Origin of the sequence: Streptomyces sp. NBC_00207, from assembly GCF_045160965.1 — a bacterium.
In the GTDB taxonomy this organism is placed as follows: domain Bacteria; phylum Actinomycetota; class Actinomycetes; order Streptomycetales; family Streptomycetaceae; genus Streptomyces.
Window position 1 is genome coordinate 1,448,598 of record NZ_CP130715.1, and the last position, 19,368, is coordinate 1,467,965.

Consider the following 19,368-nt stretch of genomic DNA (forward strand, 5'->3'; position numbering starts at 1 on the left):
CCTTTGCCCATCTCGCCGGGGTGCGCTTCACTTCACGCGACGGATCCGAACACACGGGTGCCGCGATGAGACGGGGGACGCCATGAGTGGGCACGACCACGCGCACGACGGCCACGACCACGGGCACGGAAACGCACACGGACACGGACACGGACACGAGGGACACAGCCACGGCGTGTCCGCCGACGCCGACCGCCGCTGGCTGGCGATCGCGCTCGCCCTGATCGGCGGGTTCATGGCCGTCGAGGTCGTGATCGGCGTCATGGCCAACTCACTGGCCCTGATCTCGGACGCGGCCCACATGCTCACGGACGCCGTCTCGATCGTCCTGGCGCTGATCGCCATGCGGCTGGCCGCCCGGCCCGCCCGCGGAGGCTTCACGTACGGCCTCAAGCGGGCGGAGATACTCTCCGCCCAGGCCAACGGCCTGACGCTGATCCTCCTGGGGCTGTGGCTGGCCTACGAGGCCGTGCGGCGGTTGATGGACCCGCCGCCGGTGGAAGGCGGTCTGGTGGTGGTGACGGCGCTCGCCGGCATCGTCGTCAACGTGGCCGCGGCCTGGTGCATCTCCCGGGCGAACCGTTCCGCGCTCGTCGTCGAAGGCGCCTACCAGCACATCCTGAACGACCTCTTCGCCTTCATCGGGACCGCCGTCGCCGGCGTGATCGTACTGACCACCGGCTTCCGGCAGGCGGACGCGATCGCCACGCTGGTCGTGGTGGTGCTGATGCTCAAGGCGGGCTACGGGCTGATCCGCGAGTCCGGCCGGATACTCCTGGAGGCCGCGCCCGCCCATGTGGACCCGGACGCGGTCGGCGACCGCCTCGTCGGGCACCCGCCCGTCACCGAGGTGCACGACCTGCACATCTGGACCATCACCTCGGGGCAGGCGGCGCTCTCCGCGCACGTGCTGGTGGAGCCGGAGGGCGACTGCCACGCCGTACGCCGGGACCTGGAGGCGCTGCTGGCCAAGGAGTACGGGATCACGCACACCACCCTCCAGGTGGACCACGCGCAGGATTCCCTCCTCACGGTCGGCCGCGCGGGCGAGGGCCCGGCAGGCGCCCACTGCGCGGACGCGCACGGGCCGGTCCACCGGCAGGGCCCGCACGCCCACTGACCGCGGAGCACCGACCACGGAGCACGGCCGCGGAGCACTGACCCGCGCCCGTACGGGGCATGGATGAACCCATGACGCACAAGCGCAGTGCCGGACTGCTCCTGTTCCGGCGGACCGGCGGCCCGCCGGAACGGGACCCGTCCGGGGTCGAGGTCCTGCTCGGGCACATGGGCGGCCCGCTCTGGGCCGGGCGGGAGGCCGGGGGCTGGGCCATCCCGAAGGGCGAGTACGGGCCGGAGGAGACACCGCGGGACGCGGCCCGCCGGGAGTTCACCGAGGAGATCGGGCTGCCCCCGCCGGAGGGCGAGTACCTGCCGCTGGGCGAGGTGCGGCTGACCAGCGGGAAGCTGGTGACCATCTGGGCGGTGGAGGCGGACCTCGACCCGGAGCTGATGGTGCCGGGGACCTTCACCATGGAGTGGCCCCCGCACTCCGGGAACGTACAGGAGTTCCCGGAGCTGGACCGGGTGGCATGGTTTGCTCCGCCCCTGGCTGAAAAAATGCTGATTCAGTCTCAAGTTCCTTTCCTGGAGCGGCTGTTGGGGCTGCTGGGGGGCCTTGAGAGCTGACTTGTACTCGCGCTTGCCAACATCCCCACCTGCATGGACATTGCACACATGACGAACGTCGTGCTGGTGGGAACCCTGGACACCAAGGGTGTGGAGTACGGCTGGCTGCGCGAGAGGCTGCTGCGCGCCGGCGTCGAAGTGGTACTGGTCGATACAGGAATCATGGGCGAACCCCGGGTGCCCGCCGATGTGCCGCGTGACGCGGTCGCCCGGGCGGCGGGAACCGAACTGCCGGAACTGCGCGCGGCCGCCGACCGGGGCGCGGCCGTGACCACGATGGCCCGCGGCGCGGAGGCGACCCTCTTACGCCTGCACGCCGAGGGCCGGCTGCACGGGGTGCTCGCGATCGGCGGCAGCGGCGGCACCTCCATCGCCACCCGGGCGATGCGCGCCCTGCCGCTGGGCGTACCGAAACTGATGGTCTCGTCCATGGCGTCCGGGGACGTCAGCCCGTACGTGGGCTCCTCGGACATCACCATGATGTACAGCGTGGTGGACATCGCCGGGATCAACAGCGTCTCCGGACCGGTCCTGGCGAACGCCGTCGAGGCGATCGCCGGGATGGCCGGGGCCTACGCCCGCGCCTCCCTGGAGCGCCGCCCGCCCCGGCTGGGCGCGGGCCCACGCCCGCTGATCGCGGCGAGCATGGCGGGCGTGACCACGGCCGGTGTGGACGCGGCCCGCGAGCGACTGACGGACCTGGGCTACGAGGTTCTGGTCTTCCACGTCAGCGGCACCGGTGGCCGCACCCTGGAGACCCTGGCGGGCCAGGGGATCTTCGCGGGCGTCCTCGACCTCACCCTCAGCGAGCTGGCCGACGACCTGTGCGGGGGCATCCTCACCGCGGGCCCGGACCGGCTCAGTGCGGCCGGGCGGGCCGGGATCCCGCAGGTGGTGAGCCTGGGGGCGCTGGACATGGTGAAGTTCGGGCCGCTGGAGAGCCTGCCCCGGCGGGTCCTGGACCGGGGGGTCCACGTCCACAACCCCTCCATCACGGTGATCCGTACGAACGAGGCGGAGTGCACGGAACTCGGCCGCCGGGTCGCCGCCAAACTCCGCGCCGCGACCGGCCCCACGGCCGTCTGCGTCCCGCTCCGCGGACTCTCCACGCTCGGATCGCCGGGCGGCCCGTACCATGACCCCGGCGCGGACCGGGCTCTGTTCTCGGCGCTGCGCGACGGCTTGCGGGGCAGCGCCGCCCGGCTCTACGACTACGACACGCACATCAACGACCCGGCCTTCGGACGGGCGGCCGCCGACCGGTTGCACGACATGATCGGCGCGATGGCCGCCGCGGCCTGAGGGCCGCAGCCTGAGACACCCCGCACGGACGGGAACCGGCCGTGCCGGAAACCGTGTCCCAGGGGGTGGCCGGTCACCGACCGGGCACCGGGACTCGGTGCGGCACGGCACGGCGGACAGCCGGACAGGGGGCGGGAACGATGAAGGACACGCGTACGGCATGGTCGGTCCCCGGTTACACGGAAGTCCGGGAACTCGGAGCGGGCGGCAGCGGCCGCGTGGTGCTCGCCGTCCACGACGCCACGGGCACGGCGGTCGCCGTGAAGTACCTCAGCGACCGGCTGCGCCAGGACCCCGCCTTCGTCGGGGAGTTCCGGGCCGAGGCCCGCCTCCTGGGCGGTCTCGGGACCCCGTACGTGGTGAGGCTGTACGAGTACGTGGAGTCGCCCGCCGGTGCGGCCATCGTGATGGAGCTGGTCGACGGCATCTCCCTGCGCGCGCTGCTCAAGCAGTCGGGACAGGCGGACGCCGAGGCCGCGCTGGTGGTCCTCAAGGGATCGCTGCTCGGGCTCGCGGCGGCGCACCGGGCCGGCGTCGTCCACCGGGACTACAAGCCGGAGAACGTGCTGGTCGCAGCGGACGGCTCGTCGAAGCTGGTGGACTTCGGGATCGCGGCGAACCGCGGCGCCACGCCGGGAGTGGCCGGAACCCCCGCCTACATGGCCCCCGAGCAGTGGCAGGGCCGGCCGGCCTCGCCCGCGGCCGACGTGTACGCGGCGACGGCGACCTTCTTCGAGTGCCTGACCGGGCGCAAGCCCTACGACGGGGAGAACTTCGCTGAGCTCGCGGTCCAGCACATAGAGGCTCCCGTACCGGAGACCGAGGCCCCGGAGCCCGTACGGCCGCTGATCCGGCGCGGCCTCGCCAAGCAGCCCGAACAGCGGCCGGAGAACGCCGAGGCGTTCGTCGCGGAGCTGGAGGGCGTGGCACTGGCCGCGTACGGGCCCGAGTGGGAGGAACGCGGACAGCGCAAGCTGGCCGCGCTGGCCGCGCTGCTGCCGCTACTGTTCCCCTCGGCGGGCGCCTCGGCGGCGGGCACCACCGCCGTGGCCACGACCGCCCTGAGCAGCGGCTCGGGCTGGGCGCCCGGTCGCAGCGGCTGGCTCGCGGCGGGAATCGCGCTGGTCCTGGGCGCGGTGGTGGTGCTGACCACGGACGCGATCGGCGCGGCCCCGAGCGGGGCCTCGGCGTTGAGCGCCTTCGCCACGACGAGCGCGGCGCCGCCCGGACCGGCCTCCCCGGCCCCCGCACCGACGGCCTCCGCTTCCGCTTCGCCGACTCCGAGCTCCTCGGCGTCCCCGAGCCCTTCGCCGTCCGCCTCCGCGTCTACATCCGCGTCGCCGTCGGCGTCGCCCTCGTACTCGCCGAGCCCCACACCGAAGCCCACGGTGAGCTGGTCGCCCACGCCCACGCCGACCCCGATCCTGGTGGTCACGAAGGTCGACGTGTCGCTCAAGACCGGCGTGTACCGGGGCGATGCGACCGTCTCGGTCGCCGCCCAGGGCACCGGGCCCGTCACGGTGGTGCTGGAGTGGTTCCTCGGCGGTGCGCAGGGCTCCTACTCCGTCCCCGACGGCACGGAGTCGTTCACGGTCCAGGCCGGCTCGCCGGTCACCGTGGTCAAGTCCCACACCTTCACCCGCGACCGCGGCTGCTACGGAGGCGTCCGGGTGACCACCAAGCCGACCGCCGGGAACAAGTCCGCGTCGGCCTCGCAGTACCTTCTGCGCTGCCAGGACGTGCCCCGATGACCGATCCCCGCACCCCCGAGGGCGACGACTACAGCGCCACCGTCCTCGGGAGCCACTGGTTCTCCGGTCCCCCGCCGGCCACGGAGGTGGCCCCCGACCGGGTCGAGGGGTCCGTGCTCCGGTTCGGGCCCGGGGTGACCGCGGCCATGCCCGCGCCGTTCCCCCTGGTGGTGGCCGCCGTTGCCGCCCCCCGGCGCCGCCGGGTCGCCGGTCTGCGGCGGTACGCCCTCGCCGCGATCGTGCTGGCGGCCGTCCTCGCGTACCTCGGGTGGCAGCGGTTCGGACCCGCGATCGAGGTCCGGGACGTGGCCGTGACCACCGACCCGCAGGGCCCGCCCTGTGACGCGACGGCCGACGTGGTGGCCGTCGTCGGGACCAACGGGCGCCCGGGGACCCTCACCTACCGCTGGGTCCGCAGCGACGGCACGCGGTCGGAGGAGCTGACCGAACGGGTGCCGCGCGGGCAGCGGGAGGCCCGGCTGCACCTGCTGTGGACCTTCCAGGGCACCGGGAACTACCCTGCGCGGGCCGAGCTGCAGTTGCTGTCCCCGGGGCAGCGCACGGCCGCGGTGGACTTCACGTACCGCTGCTCCCCGTAGCGGGCAGCCGGATGACGGCGAGCCCGCCGTCGAGGTCCACGCGGGAGCGCGGCGGTGCGCCGTCCTCCTCGTCGTCGCGCAGGACGAGGGCGCTCTGCCGTTCCTTGAGCTCGTTCTGCTTGCCCGGCGAGAAACTGGCGTGCAGCTGCTCGAAACCGGTGGCGGAGATCTGCCCCTGGCGGCCGTTCCAGCGCCAGGGCAGCAGGCCCGCGCGGCCCGCGCGTTCCAGTGCCAGGTCGAGGAAGGCCATGGCGGTGAGCAGCAGAGCCAGCCCCGGAAGGGTCATGAAGACGACGAAGCCCATGGCCCGACGGTAGCCGACCCGGCGGTTCGGCCGTTCGGCCAAGGGGGCCGTGGCCGTCCCGCGCGGATGCCGAGTCCGCGCGGGAGGCCCGCGGCCGCTTCGGGGAGTGGCCGCGGGCCGTTCCGCGTTCCCTCCCCCGCCGCAACCGGGGGACGGAAGTCCGTGGGGCGCGGCGGAGGTCAGAACCGGGCGTGCGCCGTGATGTCCGCCTCGAACTCGCCCGTCATCGCCGGGGTCACCGTCGGCCGGCACTGCCGGACCGCCGCCAGGTAGTCCTCGGTGGTCGCGCCCAGCTGCGCGGCGGCCGCGCCCCGCGCGCCCACCGCCTCCAGGTCGCGCTCGAAGGACACCTGCGCGGCGATCCGGGCCGCGTGCTCGATGTCGGCCGGCGTGAACAGTTCGGTCGCCGCGACCAGGGCCGCCACGTCGACGTCCGCGCGCCCCGCCGTGTAGCGGGACCAGATCGCGGCGCGCGCCCCGGCGTCCGGGGTGCCGATCGGGATCAGGTAGTCGAAGCGCCCGGGCCGCAGGAAGGCCGGGTCGAGGGAGCGGATGGAGTTCGTGGCGCACACCAGCAGCCGCTCGTCGCCCTCCCGGAAGCCCGGTATCAGCTTGAGCAGCTCGTTCGTCACGCCGTGGATCCCGCCGGGCTGCGCGGGCTCGGTGCGCACCGGCGCGATCTCCTCCACCTCGTCGATGAAGACGAGTACGCGCTCCAGTTCGGCGATCCGGGCGAAGGCGTCGCGCAGCGCGGCGGCCAGGTTGCCCTCGTCGGCGAGGCGGGAGGGCAGCAGTTCCACGAAGGGCCAGCCGAGCCGGGAGGCGATGGCCCGGGCGAAGGTGGTCTTGCCGGTGCCGGGCGGGCCGAAGAGGGTGATCGCGCGCGGCGGCCGCACCCCGTGCGAGGCGGCCCGCTCGGGCTCGGCGAGCGGCAGCACCACGCGCCGCTCGATGAGGTCCTTCTCCTTCTCCATGCCGGCGACCTTCGCCCACAGGTCGTTGGGGAGGAAGCGGCCGCCGAGGTCGTCGAGGAGTCCGGCGGCCGGCCCGTGCAGCGGCTCGGTCTTCTCGAAGTAGGCGACGGCGGGCTGCCGGGTGTAGCCGGCGTTGAGCAGGCCCTCGCCGAGCAGGTCCTCCTCGGGCAGGACGTAGGCGATGCGGCCGACGCGGGCGGCGATGAGGCGCCGCTCCAGCTCGACGAGCAGCGCACTGGCCAGGCCGCGGCCGCGCCAGCCGGCGGCGATCGCGATCCGCATGACCCAGGCCCGCTCCCCGGTGACGCAGGCGAGTGCCGCGCCGATCGGGACGCCCTGGTGGACGGCCACCACGCAGGGCTGTCGGTCGGTCAGCGCGCTGATGCACTCGGCGAGCGAGAAGACGGATTCCTGGCCGAGTTCGGCCGTGGTGTCGATCAGGTGGACCACCGCTGCGAGATCGCTCTCGCGGTAGTCGTGGATGAGCCAGTTCACCGGGTACCGCCCCTCGTTCGTGCTCCTGCGGTGAGGCTAGGGGCGGCGGCGCCGGGCGATCACGCTCCGCCGTGCACAACAGGCGGTCCGGAAACCGTCCGTGTCGTCCATAGACTGGTGCCTTCCGCCCGAACACCAGACCGAGGACCCCGCCACCTTCATGCTTTGCCACATATCCGCGGCCCGACGCGGGCGTCTCGTATGGCTCGTCCCCTTCCTGTGGACCCTGGCGCTCGGTCTGTGGGGGCTCTCCCGGCAGGACAGCGTGTGGCGGGACGAGGCGGCGACCTGGCAGGTGGCCGGGCGGCCGACGGGCGAGATCTGGCGGATGCTGGGGAACGTCGACGCCGTGCACGGGCTCTACTACCTGCTGATGCACGGCCTCTTCGAGTTCTTCGGCGCGAGTACGACGACCCTGCGGCTGCCGTCGGTGCTGGCGGTGGCCGCCGCCGCCGCGTGCGTGGCGGCGATCGGGAGCCGGCTGGCGGGCTTCTGGGCGGGGCTCGGCGCCGGACTGGCCCTCGGTCTGCTGCCGGCCGTCCAGTTCTACCTGCAGGAGGGGCGGCCGTACGCGCTGGTCGCGGCCGGGGCCGCGCTGTCGACGCTGCTGCTGGTCTCGCTCCTGGAGAGCGGGCCCGGGCGGCGGGCGTGGCCGCGCTGGACGGCGTACGGGGTCACGGTGCTGGCGTGCGCCCTGCTGAACTGGCTGTCGCTGCTGGTCCTGCCGGCCCACGCGGCGACCCTGTGGTGGGTGCGGGCCCGGCGCGGTGTCCTGCTGCGCTGGGCGGCGTACGCCTCGGGAGCGGTGACGGGGGCGCTGCCGCTGATCCTGTTCAGCCGGGGCCAGTCCGACCAGGTGTCCTGGATACCGCCGCTGACCTGGCACATGCTGATCGGCCCGGGGATCCTCCTCGCCATCGGCGGACTCGGCGCGTGGGCGGACCGGCCCGACCGCAAGAGCCTCTCGGCGGCGGCGGTGGGTCTGCCGCTGCTGGCGGTGCCGCAGCTCGGGCTGATCGGGCTGTCGCTGGTCCAGCCGCTGTTCCTGGACCGGTACGTGCTGTTCTCCATGGCGGGTCTGGCCCTGCTGATCGGCGCCGCCCTGGCCGCGGCCGTACGGGTGTGCTCGCCCCGGTTCCCGACGGCGGCGGGCCTGCTCGTGCCGGGTGTGGTCGGGGTGGCGGTGGTGGCCCTGCTGCCGGTGGAGCTGGGCAAGCGGGCCCCGGCCAGCCGGGTCGACGACGTCCTGGCGGTGGCCGGTGAGGTGGACCGGCTGAAGCGGGACGGGGACGCGGTGCTGTTCGTCCCGGCCGCGCGGCGGGACACCGCACTGGTCTCCCCCGGCGCCTTCACGGGCCTGACCGACCTGGCGCTGGCCCGGACCCCGGTCGCCTCGGCCACCCTCAAGGGCGAGGAGGCGGAACCGGCACGGATCCGGGCGGCGCTGCTCGGGCAGCGGCGGGTGCTGCTGGTGACGGACTCGGCGAAGGTCGCGAAGCCCCCGTCGGCGGAGCGCGACAAGACGAAGGCCGCGGTCCTGCGCGAGCACTTCACGGTGGTGGAAGACCGGCAGGTGCGGGGCCGCCGGGTGACGGTCTACGAGCGCCGGGGCTAGGCCGCGCCGGAGCCGGCGGCGAAGCCGGGACCCGGAGGCGGCTGGTTTCTTCTTGAGGTCGACATGAGTGGCCGAGCCGCCCGGGACCGCCACTCACAGGGCGTGATGATACGCTACGCAACGTGACAATGGAGCCCGAGGGCATCCCTCGACACCGCACGACCGCGCCCAATCACGTCTACTACTTCGACATCGGGACCGGCATCTGGCATGGGAAAGCCACCTTCCGCGTCACCTCTTGGCCTCGTCTCATGCGCAGCCGCATCGGGTTGACGAACAAGCTGCTCGTGACCGCCATGCACGCCGTCGAGCTGCTCACCGGTGCGCCACGGCAGGAGTCGACGATCGTGGCGAAGCCGAACGAGGGCGAGTTCGGTGTGGCCGACAATGTGGTCAGGATCTCCAAGTTCGGTGTGACCCTGTACCTCTTGAAAGAGCAGTACGTACTGGACGGCAACGGAACCGGAGTCGTTGTGAACGGGAACGAGAGGCTCGGCCCTGTGCCGGGCCTGCTCACGCGGACCTTCACCTACTCTGCGGAAATTCGCGACGAAGGGATGGCCGCGACCTACAGCATGCCGTTGCTCGGAGCCCTTTGGACCGCGGACTATCAGGTCGCAGCCGACCGCCAGAGCCTCTTCGCGGAACTGGTGTGCGAGTGGGGCAGGGCGACCGAGGAAACGCGCCGAGTCAGCGCGCCGGCTTAGCGGGCGGCAGGAACACACTCCCGATGACCGCCGAGTTCACGCTCCCCGCCGAAAAGGTCACCCTGGTCGCCGGATTGCTTGCCGACCGGGTCAGACAGTACGACGCCACACACGATCACCGGGCCGCCTTCGCCTACACCTACTACCGCCTCACGACGACGCTCGCCACAGGCTTGGATACGGGCACCCCCGCGTTCAACGACCCGCCGTGGGTCGCCGAGCTGTGCGAGACGCTCGCATCGGCCTACTTCAGCGCGATGGACAGCATCGACGAATGGCTGGCAGGACGATCCGGCGGCTCTGCAGACGAGATTCAGCCCGGTGATCTGCCGGACTCCATCCCTCAACCATGGCGAGATGTCTTCGCCGCTTCGAGTGTCCGGCGCACCTACCTGCTGGAAGACGTGATCTTTTCCATGATGGCGCACATGTCGTACGACTTGCCGGAGGCATTGCGGCGCATGGCGACGACCACGGGCGACCGCAGCCACATCGCCGACTTCCACCGCATGAACGACGTGCTGGCGTCCTGTATCGACGGGGTCCAGGACGACCTTTCGTCCAGGTACATTCGCGGGATCAGCTCTTTGGACAGGCTGTTCACCCGTAGTGACGAACTGTTGACCAATTACGGGATCCGGGTCGCACGGAGCTTGGCCTGGTTCAACTGCGACAGACTCCTGGACCCGGATTCGACCGAGGAGGCGTCGCGGTCGATCGGCAGGAGCACCGCCGCGCTCATCTCCGAGATCCGCTCCCCCGGCGACTGGAAACTGCGCGCCGGCCTGTGGATCCTGCGCAGGTTGATTCCCGACCGCCGGCGCTGGCCCGAAGCGAGTACGCCCTTCGCATAGAAGGCCGAAGCCTGTACGGACCGGCCCGCTGCCGATCGGACAGCAGGGCGACGAGCCGCGCGCGCTTCGCCTCGAACACGGCTCGGAATCACCGTACGACCGACCGCCGGCGGCCGGCGGGCAGGGCCCATCGGTCCGGGTTTCACATCGGGTCCACCGGATTCACAGGGGATTCATACGGAACACCGGGCTCCGGACATAGGTTCGGCGGGCAGGGTGGAGTCATGATCCACCGCATGCACCCCCGGCCGGCCCGGCGCATCCGTGCGCGGCGGGCATCACGGATCCTGCTCGCGCTGACGGCAATGGCAGCACTGCTCGGCGTGGACGTGCCCGACGCCACGGCCGGAGCGCCGCCCGGGATCACCGCGCAGGCGCTGCCCGACGCCACGACGGACCGGGTGGGGGCGCTGTTCGCGGACGGGCTCGACGGCGGGCACTTCTGCACCGCCTCCGTGGTGCACAGCGACGACCGCGACGTGATCGCCACCGCCGCGCACTGCCTGGAGAGCCCGTACACCACCGTCTTCGCGCCGGGCTACCGGGACGGCGAGGCCCCGTACGGCCTCTGGAAGCTCACCGGGGTGTACCTCGCCGCGGGCTGGACGGAGGGCCAGGACCCGGACGACGACATCGCCTTCGCGACGGTGGCCCCGGTGGACGGCGGGCGGAACGGATCCGTCGAGGATCTCGTGGGCGGCTTCCCGGTCGCCGCCGAGCAGCCGGACGACGCCGCGGTGACGGTCATCGGATACCCGCGGACCCTGGAGACCCCGCTGCGCTGCGCCAACAGCACCGAACTGTTCTCCGAGACCCAGCGGCGGATCGGCTGCCCGGACCTCAGCGGCGGAACCAGCGGCAGCCCCTGGCTGGTGGACGGCGCGCTGGCCGGGGTGCTCGGCGGCCACGAGGGCGGCGGGAGCGTACCGGAGGTCTCGTACAGCGCGGTGATGGGCGACCAGGCGGTGGAGCTGTACCGGGAGGCGGCCGACGCCGGCTAGGTCGTCTCTTTTGGATCTTGCCCGGGGCAGGCCGGATCCGAAGGAGACGGCCCAGGTCCGACAGGGGCTAGCGGACGGCCGGGATGCGTTCCGCCTCGGGCGCGGAGGGCTGCGCGGGCAGCCGTTCGAGCGGGGGCCGGCCCGGGGTGGCCGAGCGGATGTCCTGCATGCCGCGCCGCAGCCTGTCGCGCAGGAAGCGGCCCAGCGGGCGTTCGACGAACCGGTGGATGAGCCAGGCGAGCAGCACCATGAGGGCGGTGACGCCGACGGCCAGGGGCACGGGCGCGACCTCGTGGCGGAAGTGGTGGATGAAGGTCAGCCCGGCCAGCATGTGGATCAGGTAGAGGGGGTAGGTGATCGCTCCGGCGTGCGGGAGCCAGCGCCACCGGATGCCGTCGAGGGCCCCGAGGGCTATCGCCGCCATGACGGTGAAGCCGAGCAGGATGATCACGTGGGCGGGCCAGGAGGGCGTCTGCCGGGCGACGCCGGGGCCCAGGCTGGCGATCATGCGGGCGTCCACGTGGTGCTGCGCGAGGAGGAACTGGACGCCGACGACGGCCCACAGGACGGCGTTCGGCCCGAAGCGCCGCATCAGGTAGAAGGCGATTCCGGCGATGAAGTACGGGGAGGCGGACGACGCCGCGAAGAAGGACAGCACGCCGCTGTCGACGGTGGGGGCCACGACGCCCGCGAGGGTCCAGGCCCCGCAGAAGAGGACGCAGTTGCGGTAGGTCACGCCGCGCATGACGACGACGGCGAACAGGACGTAGAACTTCAGCTCGACGAAGAGCGTCCAGTACGCGTCGTCGACGTGGGGGACCCCGATGCCGCCCTGCAGCATCGACAGGTTCACCACGACGTCGCTGACCTGCTTGATCTTCCTCACCTCGGGCCAGTTGAACAGCACGAGGGAGGTGAACGCGACGGCCGCCCAGTAGGCGGGGAACAGCCGGGAGACCCGGGACACCGCGAAGTCGCCCACGGTCCGGCCCCAGGTGCTCATACAGATGACGAACCCGCTGACCAGGAAGAAGATCTCGACGCCGAGCCAGCCGTAGACGGCGACCCCGTGGGCGGCCGGGAAGAGGCCCGCGGTCGGTTCGCCCCAGGCGCTGTCGAGGACCACGTAGTGGTAGAAGAGCACGGAGAGTGCGGCGAGGATCCGGACACCGTCGAGGGCCGCCAGGCGTCCGGCGGCGGCTCCGGTGCGCTGACCGGCTCCGGTGCGCCGGCCGCCGTCACGTATGCCGCCGTCACGTATGCCGCCGGGCTGCGGGCCGCCGCTCGGCTGCGGCCCTCCGGCTGAACTGCGCGCGCCCATTCCTCGACCGTCCCCCGTTGAACGTACGACTGTCCGCTGACCGCCGTCGGATCAGCGGAACCTTACAGCGCACCCCGGCCACTGCCGGGTGAGCCGGACCACACCCGGCCGGTTTGCCGGCCGCACCTATTCCGGGATCTCCACGGGCGCCGCGAACCAGGTGGGCTCGTCCCGCAGGGCCCGGTGGATCCGGTCCAGGCCGAAGGGGTCCAGCGGCGGCAGCGCGTCCACCGCGAACCAGGCCACTTCGAGGGACTCGTGGTCGTTGGCCCGCGCCTCACCGCCCGTGGCGCGGCAGCGGAAGGTGATGTCCTGGAACTGGCAGATGTCGCCGTTGGGGTAGGTCATCGGCTCCGTCATCTCGACGAGGACCACGCGCTCGACGACGCAGCGCACCGCCGTCTCCTCGTACACCTCGCGCACGGCGGTCTCGGCGGGCTGCTCCCCCGGCTCGGCGATCCCGCCGACCACCGCCCACTGCCCGGTGTCGGAGCGCCGGCCGAGCAGCACCCGGCCGAGGTCGTCGAAGACGATGGCCGTGACTCCGGGCAGCAGGAGCAGCTGGTGCCCGGCGGTGGCGCGGATCCGGCGGATGAAATCGGGTGTGGTCATGCCCCGACCCTACGAGGCCGGGGCGCCGGCCCCCGCCTCAGACCGCCCGGCGCGCGCGGATCCGCCGGGTCAGGATCCAGCCGAAGCCGCCAGCGGCGAGGAGGAGCAGCGCGTACTCGGGCAGCGGTCCGACGACGGTGGCCGGGGTGCGGGTGGAGCGCAGCGGGATCTCGGCGACCAGCGCGTCAGCGGTGAACATCTTCGTCTGCGCCGTGATCCTGCCGTCGGGGCGGATGACCGCGCTGACCCCGCTGGTGACGGGGACGAGGACGGTCCGGCTGTGCTCGACGGCGCGGACCCGGTCCATGGCCAGCTGCTGGTAGGTCATCTGGGTCCGGCCGAACGTGGCGTTGTTGCTGGGTACGGCGATCACCTGGGCGCCGTCCCGGACGGTGGAGCGGACGGCGTCGTCGAAGGCGGCCTCGAAGCAGGTGACCATGCCCACGCCGCTGCCGGCCATGTCGAAGACGCCGGGGTCCTTTCCGGGGCCGAAGTCCCGGCGCACCCGGTCCACGTCGGAGCTGAAGAGCCGGACGAAGGAGCGCATCGGGATGCGCTCGCCGAAGGGCTGGATCTTGCGCTTGTCGTAAGTCACGGTGGGGCCCGCGACGGGGTCCCAGAGGATCATCGTGTTGCGCAGCGGACCCGTCTCCGGGGACACGACGGCGCCGATCGCGACGGGCACGCCGATGGCCTTGACCGCCTCGTCGATGACGGCGCGGGCGTCGGCTTCGGCGTACGGGTCGAGGTCGGAGGAGTTCTCCGGCCAGACGACGAAGTCGGGCTTCGGGACGCGGCCGGCCTTGACGTCCTCGGCGAGCTGGACGGTGCGCTTGACGTGGTTGTCGAGGACGGCGCGGCGCTGGGAGTTGAAGTCGAGGCCGAGGCGCGGCACGTTGCCCTGGATGACGGCGGCCACGACGGTGCCGTCCTCGGCCGCGTCGGAGACCAGCGGGCGGGCGGCGAGGCCGGCGCCGATCGGGGCGGCGACGGCGAGTGCGGCCAGCGCGGCGGTGGTGCGGCCGGGGTGGCGGCGGGCGATGCGCAGGGTTTCGTAGAGGCCGAATCCGCAGAGGGCCACGCCGAAGGAGAGCAGGGGTGTGCCGCCGAGGGCGGCGAGCGGGGTGAAGACGCCGTCGGCCTGTCCGAAGGCAAGCTTGCCCCAGGGGAACCCGCCGAAGGGCGCCCGGGCGCGCAGGGCCTCGCCCGCGACCCAGACGGCGGCGGCGAACAGCGGCCAGGCCGGGAGCCGGCTGACGAGGGCGATGCCGAGGCCGGTGAGGCCGATCAGGAGGGCTTCGAGGCTGACCAGGGCCAGCCAGGGCACCGGGCCGACCTCCTCGCCGGTCCAGACGAGGAGGGGCAGCAGGAAGCCGAGGCCGGCGAGGAAACCGAGGCCGAAGCCGGCCCGGGCGCGGCGGCCGTGGAGGCAGCCGGCGAGCAGGGCGATGCCGAAGGGGGCCAGCCACCACAGGGGGCGGGGCGGGAAGCTGAGGTAGAGCAGCACGCCGGAGAGGACGGCGAGCACCGCGCGCACCAGCCAGGCTCCCTTCCGCGGCGCGGGGGCGGAGGCCGGGGCGGGGGCGTTGCCACGGGCCGTGGCGTGGGGCGGCGCGGCCTCGGCCGGGGCTCCGTCGGCGGGCTGCGAGGGCTCGTTCCCGGCCGCGCGGGTGACACTGCTGCTCATCTGGCGGAGTGTACGTCCCCGGGCCTCCGGGACGGGTAAGCGCCCGGGCCGGTCCGGACCCGTCGGAACCACCACCCAAGTAATCCCAAATGGGACAAGTAGCCCATATCTCGCATTCAAGTCAGCTCAATACATACGCCTCTTGAGGGTGTGTCAGTCGCAAACGCGCGGGGCATAATCGGGCCCGGTCGTCTCCGGAAGCGGTGGAGCCATCGGGACACCGACTCACTCCCTCGGCGGAAATTCCGCACCGGACCGATCCTCAAGGCGTTGCAGATGTCCCTGGCCAGCCGCAGCCGCCTCGCTGCCCTGCTCACCGTGCTCACGATCAGCGCCGCCGGGGTCACGACCTGGGCCTACGGATACGGGACCGTGCAGGAGCCGGCGGCCCCCGAGACCGTCTTCCGCCCGAGTGTGACCGAAGGCACGGTCCTCCACGTCGTCGCGCACCCCGACGACGACCTCTTCTTCATGAACCCCGACCTGAGCCGCTCCATATCGACGGGCGTGAAGGTCGCCACCGTGTACCTGACCTCCGGCGAGTCCGACGGCAGGAACGAGGCCCACAGCCCGCACCTGGAGGACCCGGAGCGCCCCGCCGACCACGCCGCCTACGCGGAGGCCCGGCAGAACGGCATCCGGGCCGCCTACGCACAGATGGCCACCGGCAACCGCGCCAGCGCCTGGCAGCGCCGGTCCATACCCACCGCCGGCGGCGGGAGCGCCGAGGTGGACGTCCTCGTCGCCCGGCCCGAGGTCAATCTCATATGGATGCAGCTGCGCGAGGCCCGCAGCATCTCCGGTGACAATCCGGACAGCCTGCGCGGCCTGTGGGACGGCAAGGTTCCCGCCCTGGGTGCCCAGCTCACCTCCGGGACGCCGGTCAAGCCCTGGTTCTCGTACACCAAGGAACAGGCCGTGGAGGCCATCGCGGACGTCTTCGCGAGGTACCGGCCGACCACGATACGGACGCAGGACCCGACGCCCGGCCGGGCGCAGGGCGGCGGCGCCTTCCTCGACCACCAGGACCACATGTACGGGGCCCGGTTCGTGCAGGCGGCGGCCGAGCGCTACGCGAAGTCCACGGACCGCCCGCACTTCTCCGTCCAGAACTACGTGAGCTACCCCAACAGCTCCCTGCCCCCGACGCTCGACCCGCAGGCCGCCGAGGAGAAGCTCGGCTACCTCAAGACCTACGCCTGGACGGACCACCAGGACTGGTGCGGCAGCACCGCCGGATGCGGCGACCGCAAGACGGCGACCCGGCCCACCGGCGCCGGATGGAACCAGACCATCCGCTACAGCCGGGGCGACGGCACCTCCTGGATGACCGAGGGCGCCCCCGGCCGGCTGTGGGCCTTCGCCGTCCTGGACGGCCGGATGGCGTACTGGACGCGCAGCGGCCCCAAGGCCCCCTGGCAGGGGCCCGAGTTCCTCCCCGGCTCCGGGATCGACGCGGGCGCGACGTCCGTCCGGCTGTCCGACGGCAGGATCGCGGTCTTCGGCACCCGCACCACCCTGGGCACCGCACCCCAGGAGTACGGACGCGACCTCGTGTACGCCGTCCAGACCGCGCCCGGCGGCGCCTTCGGCCCCTGGCAGTCGCTGGGCACCCCGGACACCGTCGACATATCCGGCACCTCTGCGATCAGCGCTCCGGCCGTCGCCGTGGACGGCGCGGGCCGGATGACCGTGTACGTACGCGATTCCCGGCGCACCCTGCGCGCCCGCGCGCAGGACGCCCCCGAAGGCGCCTTCGGCGCGTGGCAGGCCCTGGGCGGCGCCGGCCTGCAGGGCGACCCGGTCACCGCGACCGACGCGGCGGGGCGGCGCCACGTGTACGCGGCCACGGCCCAGTCCGTGCTGGCGTGGGTCCGGCCGACGCCGGACGCCCCCCTCGGCGGCCCCTTCCCGACCGGGCTGCCGGCGACCACCGGACCCCTGTCGGCGAGCCCGCAGGGCGACGGCGTCCGCCTCTACTTCCGCCGCCCCGGCACGGGCACCGTCGGTACGAGCCTGGCCACCGCGGGCGGCCCCGTGCCGACGTTCTCCCCGGTCGCCGAGGCCGGCGGCGACGGCGGCTACGGCGCCGTCGGCGTGACGGGCGGGCTCCTCACGGGCCGCGCGGGCGCGGGCACGATCGGCGTGTCGGGCCCGGGCGACGCGCCCTCCTGGTACGAGTCCCAGATGCTCTACACCGGTGCGCCGGCGGCCGTGGCCGAGCCGGACGGCACGGCCCTCGCCGCCGCCCTCGGCCTGGACGCCGGCCTGCACGTCACGACGGCTCCCCCGGCCGGATCCGAGCCGCCCGGCAGCCGCCCGCCCTCTTCCCCGTGGCACCGGGCGGTCCAGCCGGCGACGGTCGTACAGGCCGGGCGCTAGGTCGGCCGTCGGCTCCGGGTGGCCGGGCCGGCCGGTGCGGGCGACGATGGCGGGCACCACGTCGGGACGCGGACGGGGCCGGCGCCCGACCGGCCGACCCGACAGACCGGCTGACCGCTGGTGATCGGAGCTCCCATGGCCGCTCGCTCCACCGCGCGCGGGAGCGCGGGACCGGGAAGGGTCCGCGCCGTGGCCTGCGCCGCCGTGCTGGTGGCCCTCGCCCCGGGATGCCGGAACGACGCGGCGCCGGCCTGGGGGTATCCGGAGCTCGGGGCGACCGTGCGGTCGCTGTCCCGGGCCCTCGACGAAGGCTGCGCCGGGCAGGGCCCCGCAAGCTGCTCCGACGACCTCGACCGGCTCGACGCCCTGGCGGAGCGCGCCCTCGCCGAGGTCCTCGACCAGCGGCTCCTCGACGACGCGTACGTCGCGGCCACGAACGAGGTGCGCCGCACGAGGCGGCTCCGCCTCGCGGCCGCGGCACAGGCCCGCTCCCGCCGCGATCCGCACCACCCGCCCCTCGCGCGGGCGGTGGCGGCCGAAGTGCTCGCCTACCGGCACCTGCTGACCGCGATGGAGCGGGTCCGCACCGCTCCGCCGCCGGGCGACGGGACGGACCCCGTCTGAGACACCCCTACGGCCGCATGGGCGGCGTGGGCAGCCCCGTGCCGTCGAGTGCCACGAGGGCCAGGACGGTGATCGAGCCCGTCCACGCGAGGGGGGCCACCGAGGCGGCCCTGCCCTCCTTGTCCACCTTCTCCGGCAGCTCGCCGAGCGAGTTCCGCTTGGCGATGATCCAGTCGAGGACCGGTCCGGCCTTCGCCGTGTCGCCCGTGGCGGCCCAGGCGAGCGCGAAGAGCGCCGTACTGGGTGTCCAGGCGTTCGCACCCCAGGGCGCCGTGGAGTCGTTTCCGGGGGTCAGTCCCCCGTTGGGCAGGAGCAGGGCCCGGTAGGTGGCGTCCAGCGCCCCGGGCAGGCCGGCGGGGGCCGCGTTGAAGGGGGGCGCCATGAACGTCACCGCGCTGTCGCGTCCGTGCCGGCCGTCCACGGTGCGCTGGTACCCCAGGGGGGCGAACCGCGCGGAGATCCCCGAGTCGAGCCGCCGCGCGGCCCGCGCCCAGCGCGCCGCGTCGTCCGGGCGGTTCGCCTCCCGGGCGAGGTCCGCGGAGGCGTTGAGCCCGGCGAGCAGCGGCGCGGCCGTGCCGATGTTCGTGGTGGGCGTCATCAGTTCCCAGTAGTCGGGGGAGGCCGGGGGCAGCCCGTCCGCCCGCAGGGAGGCCGCCGCACGGTCGGCGGCCTTGCGGACCATCGGGTAGAGGGTGGCCAGCCGGGCGCGGCGGCCGGCCGCAGGGGCGGTCCGGTACCACTGCCAGGTGGCCCAGGGGACCCATCCGTTGGCGTCGAGCTGCCACCACCTGCCGTCGGGCGGGCCGGTGGCGTCGAGCTTCGTCCGCGCCTCCCAGGTGCCGTCCTTGCGCTGGGTCACGGCGCTGTAGGACAGGATCCGGTAGGCCTCCGCGTCATGGCCGGTGTGCGCGAACGCGGCGGAGGCGAAGCTGGAGTCGCGCGGCCAGGAGTAGTTCCAGCCGGGGCTCCACGCCGCGGCCACGGCGCCGTTGGGCCGGAGCAGGGCGCGCATGGCCAGCAGGGCCCGCCCGGCCGCGGCCCGCTGTGCGGGCGACCGGCCCGGGACCCGGCCGGAGGCCAGCCAGGCGCGGCTCTCCGCGATCTGCCGCACCGCCGGCGGGTGACCGGCCGGGACCACGGCCGACTCCTTCCCGCCGGCGGGAAGGTACTTCCACCGGCCCGACGCCAGCCGCAGGACGTTGCTCCCGTCGACGTACCGCGCGCCCTCGGCGACGGACCGCGGAACGCCCTCGGCGGCGGTCGTGTTGGAGAGGAGGCCGACGGTGGGGGCGACGAGCGCCGACAGGGGTGCGTAACTTCCGGTGGGGCACAGGGGAACGGCGAAGCTCGCGAAGGCCGCCGTGGCGAGCGCCCAGCAGCCGAGGACACCGGGCATCGCCACTCCCTCCGCCGGCCCCCGGGTCCGCGCGGACCCGGCTTCCCCATCCTGG

General features: G+C 73.4%; 17 protein-coding genes. 11 read left to right on the forward strand and 6 right to left on the reverse strand.

All coding sequences use genetic code 11. The features are described from left to right. Positions 1–82: 82 nt before the first annotated feature. The 5 genes from OG472_RS07190 to OG472_RS07210 all read left to right on the forward strand — a co-directional run bounded on the left by OG472_RS07190 (position 83) and on the right by OG472_RS07210 (position 5,341). Positions 83–1,120, forward strand: a complete 1,038-nt coding sequence (locus tag OG472_RS07190) for a cation diffusion facilitator family transporter (protein WP_405941161.1) — start codon at positions 83–85, stop codon at positions 1,118–1,120. 71 nt (positions 1,121–1,191) lie between these two features. Continuing rightward, positions 1,192–1,689 (forward strand): NUDIX domain-containing protein, encoded by a 498-nt coding sequence (locus tag OG472_RS07195; protein WP_383564055.1) that lies wholly within the window; start codon positions 1,192–1,194, stop codon positions 1,687–1,689. Positions 1,690–1,737: 48 nt separating this feature from the next. Beyond that, positions 1,738–2,991 (forward strand): Tm-1-like ATP-binding domain-containing protein, encoded by a 1,254-nt coding sequence (locus OG472_RS07200; protein WP_401603818.1) that lies wholly within the window; start codon positions 1,738–1,740, stop codon positions 2,989–2,991. 140 nt (positions 2,992–3,131) lie between these two features. Next, entirely contained in the window at positions 3,132–4,742 is a 1,611-nt protein-coding gene (locus tag OG472_RS07205; RefSeq protein WP_405941162.1) for a serine/threonine-protein kinase, read from the forward strand. Next, positions 4,739–5,341 (forward strand): hypothetical protein, encoded by a 603-nt coding sequence (locus OG472_RS07210; RefSeq protein WP_405941163.1) that lies wholly within the window; start codon positions 4,739–4,741, stop codon positions 5,339–5,341. The genes OG472_RS07205 and OG472_RS07210 overlap by 4 nt, the downstream gene beginning before the upstream one ends. Here OG472_RS07210 and OG472_RS07215 read toward each other — a convergent pair. Next, positions 5,319–5,645, reverse strand: coding sequence for a DUF6191 domain-containing protein (locus tag OG472_RS07215; protein WP_361758589.1), 327 nt, complete (start codon positions 5,643–5,645; stop codon positions 5,319–5,321). The genes OG472_RS07210 and OG472_RS07215 overlap by 23 nt on opposite strands. A gap of 179 nt (positions 5,646–5,824) precedes the next feature. Further along, on the reverse strand, positions 5,825–7,114 hold the full coding sequence (locus OG472_RS07220; RefSeq protein WP_351286772.1) for a bifunctional GNAT family N-acetyltransferase/ATP-binding protein: 1,290 nt from the start codon (positions 7,112–7,114) through the stop codon (positions 5,825–5,827). Between the two features lie 160 nt (positions 7,115–7,274). Between OG472_RS07220 and OG472_RS07225 the strand changes: the two genes are divergently transcribed. The 4 genes from OG472_RS07225 (at position 7,275) to OG472_RS07240 (ending at position 11,291) form a co-directional block, all read left to right on the forward strand. Next, positions 7,275–8,729, forward strand: coding sequence for a hypothetical protein (locus OG472_RS07225; protein ID WP_405943147.1), 1,455 nt, complete (start codon positions 7,275–7,277; stop codon positions 8,727–8,729). A 122-nt stretch (positions 8,730–8,851) separates the two neighbouring features. Next, positions 8,852–9,436, forward strand: a complete 585-nt coding sequence (locus OG472_RS07230; RefSeq protein ID WP_401603826.1) for a hypothetical protein — start codon at positions 8,852–8,854, stop codon at positions 9,434–9,436. Between the two features lie 23 nt (positions 9,437–9,459). Next, on the forward strand, positions 9,460–10,290 hold the full coding sequence (locus OG472_RS07235; RefSeq protein ID WP_405941164.1) for a DUF5995 family protein: 831 nt from the start codon (positions 9,460–9,462) through the stop codon (positions 10,288–10,290). A 224-nt stretch (positions 10,291–10,514) separates the two neighbouring features. Continuing rightward, entirely contained in the window at positions 10,515–11,291 is a 777-nt protein-coding gene (locus OG472_RS07240) for a trypsin-like serine peptidase (RefSeq protein WP_405828581.1), read from the forward strand. A gap of 67 nt (positions 11,292–11,358) precedes the next feature. On the opposite strand, the gene OG472_RS07245 is transcribed toward OG472_RS07240, so the two are convergent. From OG472_RS07245 to lnt, 3 genes are all read right to left on the reverse strand, one after another. Then, complete coding sequence (locus OG472_RS07245) at positions 11,359–12,612, reverse strand: acyltransferase family protein (protein WP_401603832.1); 1,254 nt, start codon at positions 12,610–12,612, stop codon at positions 11,359–11,361. A 126-nt stretch (positions 12,613–12,738) separates the two neighbouring features. After that, on the reverse strand, positions 12,739–13,224 hold the full coding sequence (locus OG472_RS07250) for an NUDIX hydrolase (protein WP_401603834.1): 486 nt from the start codon (positions 13,222–13,224) through the stop codon (positions 12,739–12,741). 37 nt (positions 13,225–13,261) lie between these two features. Further along, on the reverse strand, positions 13,262–14,911 hold the full coding sequence (gene lnt, locus OG472_RS07255; RefSeq protein WP_401603836.1) for an apolipoprotein N-acyltransferase: 1,650 nt from the start codon (positions 14,909–14,911) through the stop codon (positions 13,262–13,264). 276 nt (positions 14,912–15,187) lie between these two features. Here lnt and OG472_RS07260 point away from each other — a divergent pair, with 276 nt between their 5' ends. Both OG472_RS07260 and OG472_RS07265 read left to right on the forward strand, forming a co-directional pair. Beyond that, a complete protein-coding gene (locus OG472_RS07260; protein WP_401603838.1) occupies positions 15,188–17,293 on the forward strand; it encodes a PIG-L family deacetylase in 2,106 nt (701 codons plus the stop codon). A 135-nt stretch (positions 17,294–17,428) separates the two neighbouring features. Continuing rightward, on the forward strand, positions 17,429–17,917 hold the full coding sequence (locus OG472_RS07265) for a hypothetical protein (protein ID WP_405941165.1): 489 nt from the start codon (positions 17,429–17,431) through the stop codon (positions 17,915–17,917). Positions 17,918–17,924: 7 nt separating this feature from the next. Here OG472_RS07265 and OG472_RS07270 read toward each other — a convergent pair whose 3' ends face one another. Then, entirely contained in the window at positions 17,925–19,313 is a 1,389-nt protein-coding gene (locus OG472_RS07270) for a hypothetical protein (RefSeq protein ID WP_405828587.1), read from the reverse strand. Between the last annotated feature and the right edge of the window lie 55 nt (positions 19,314–19,368).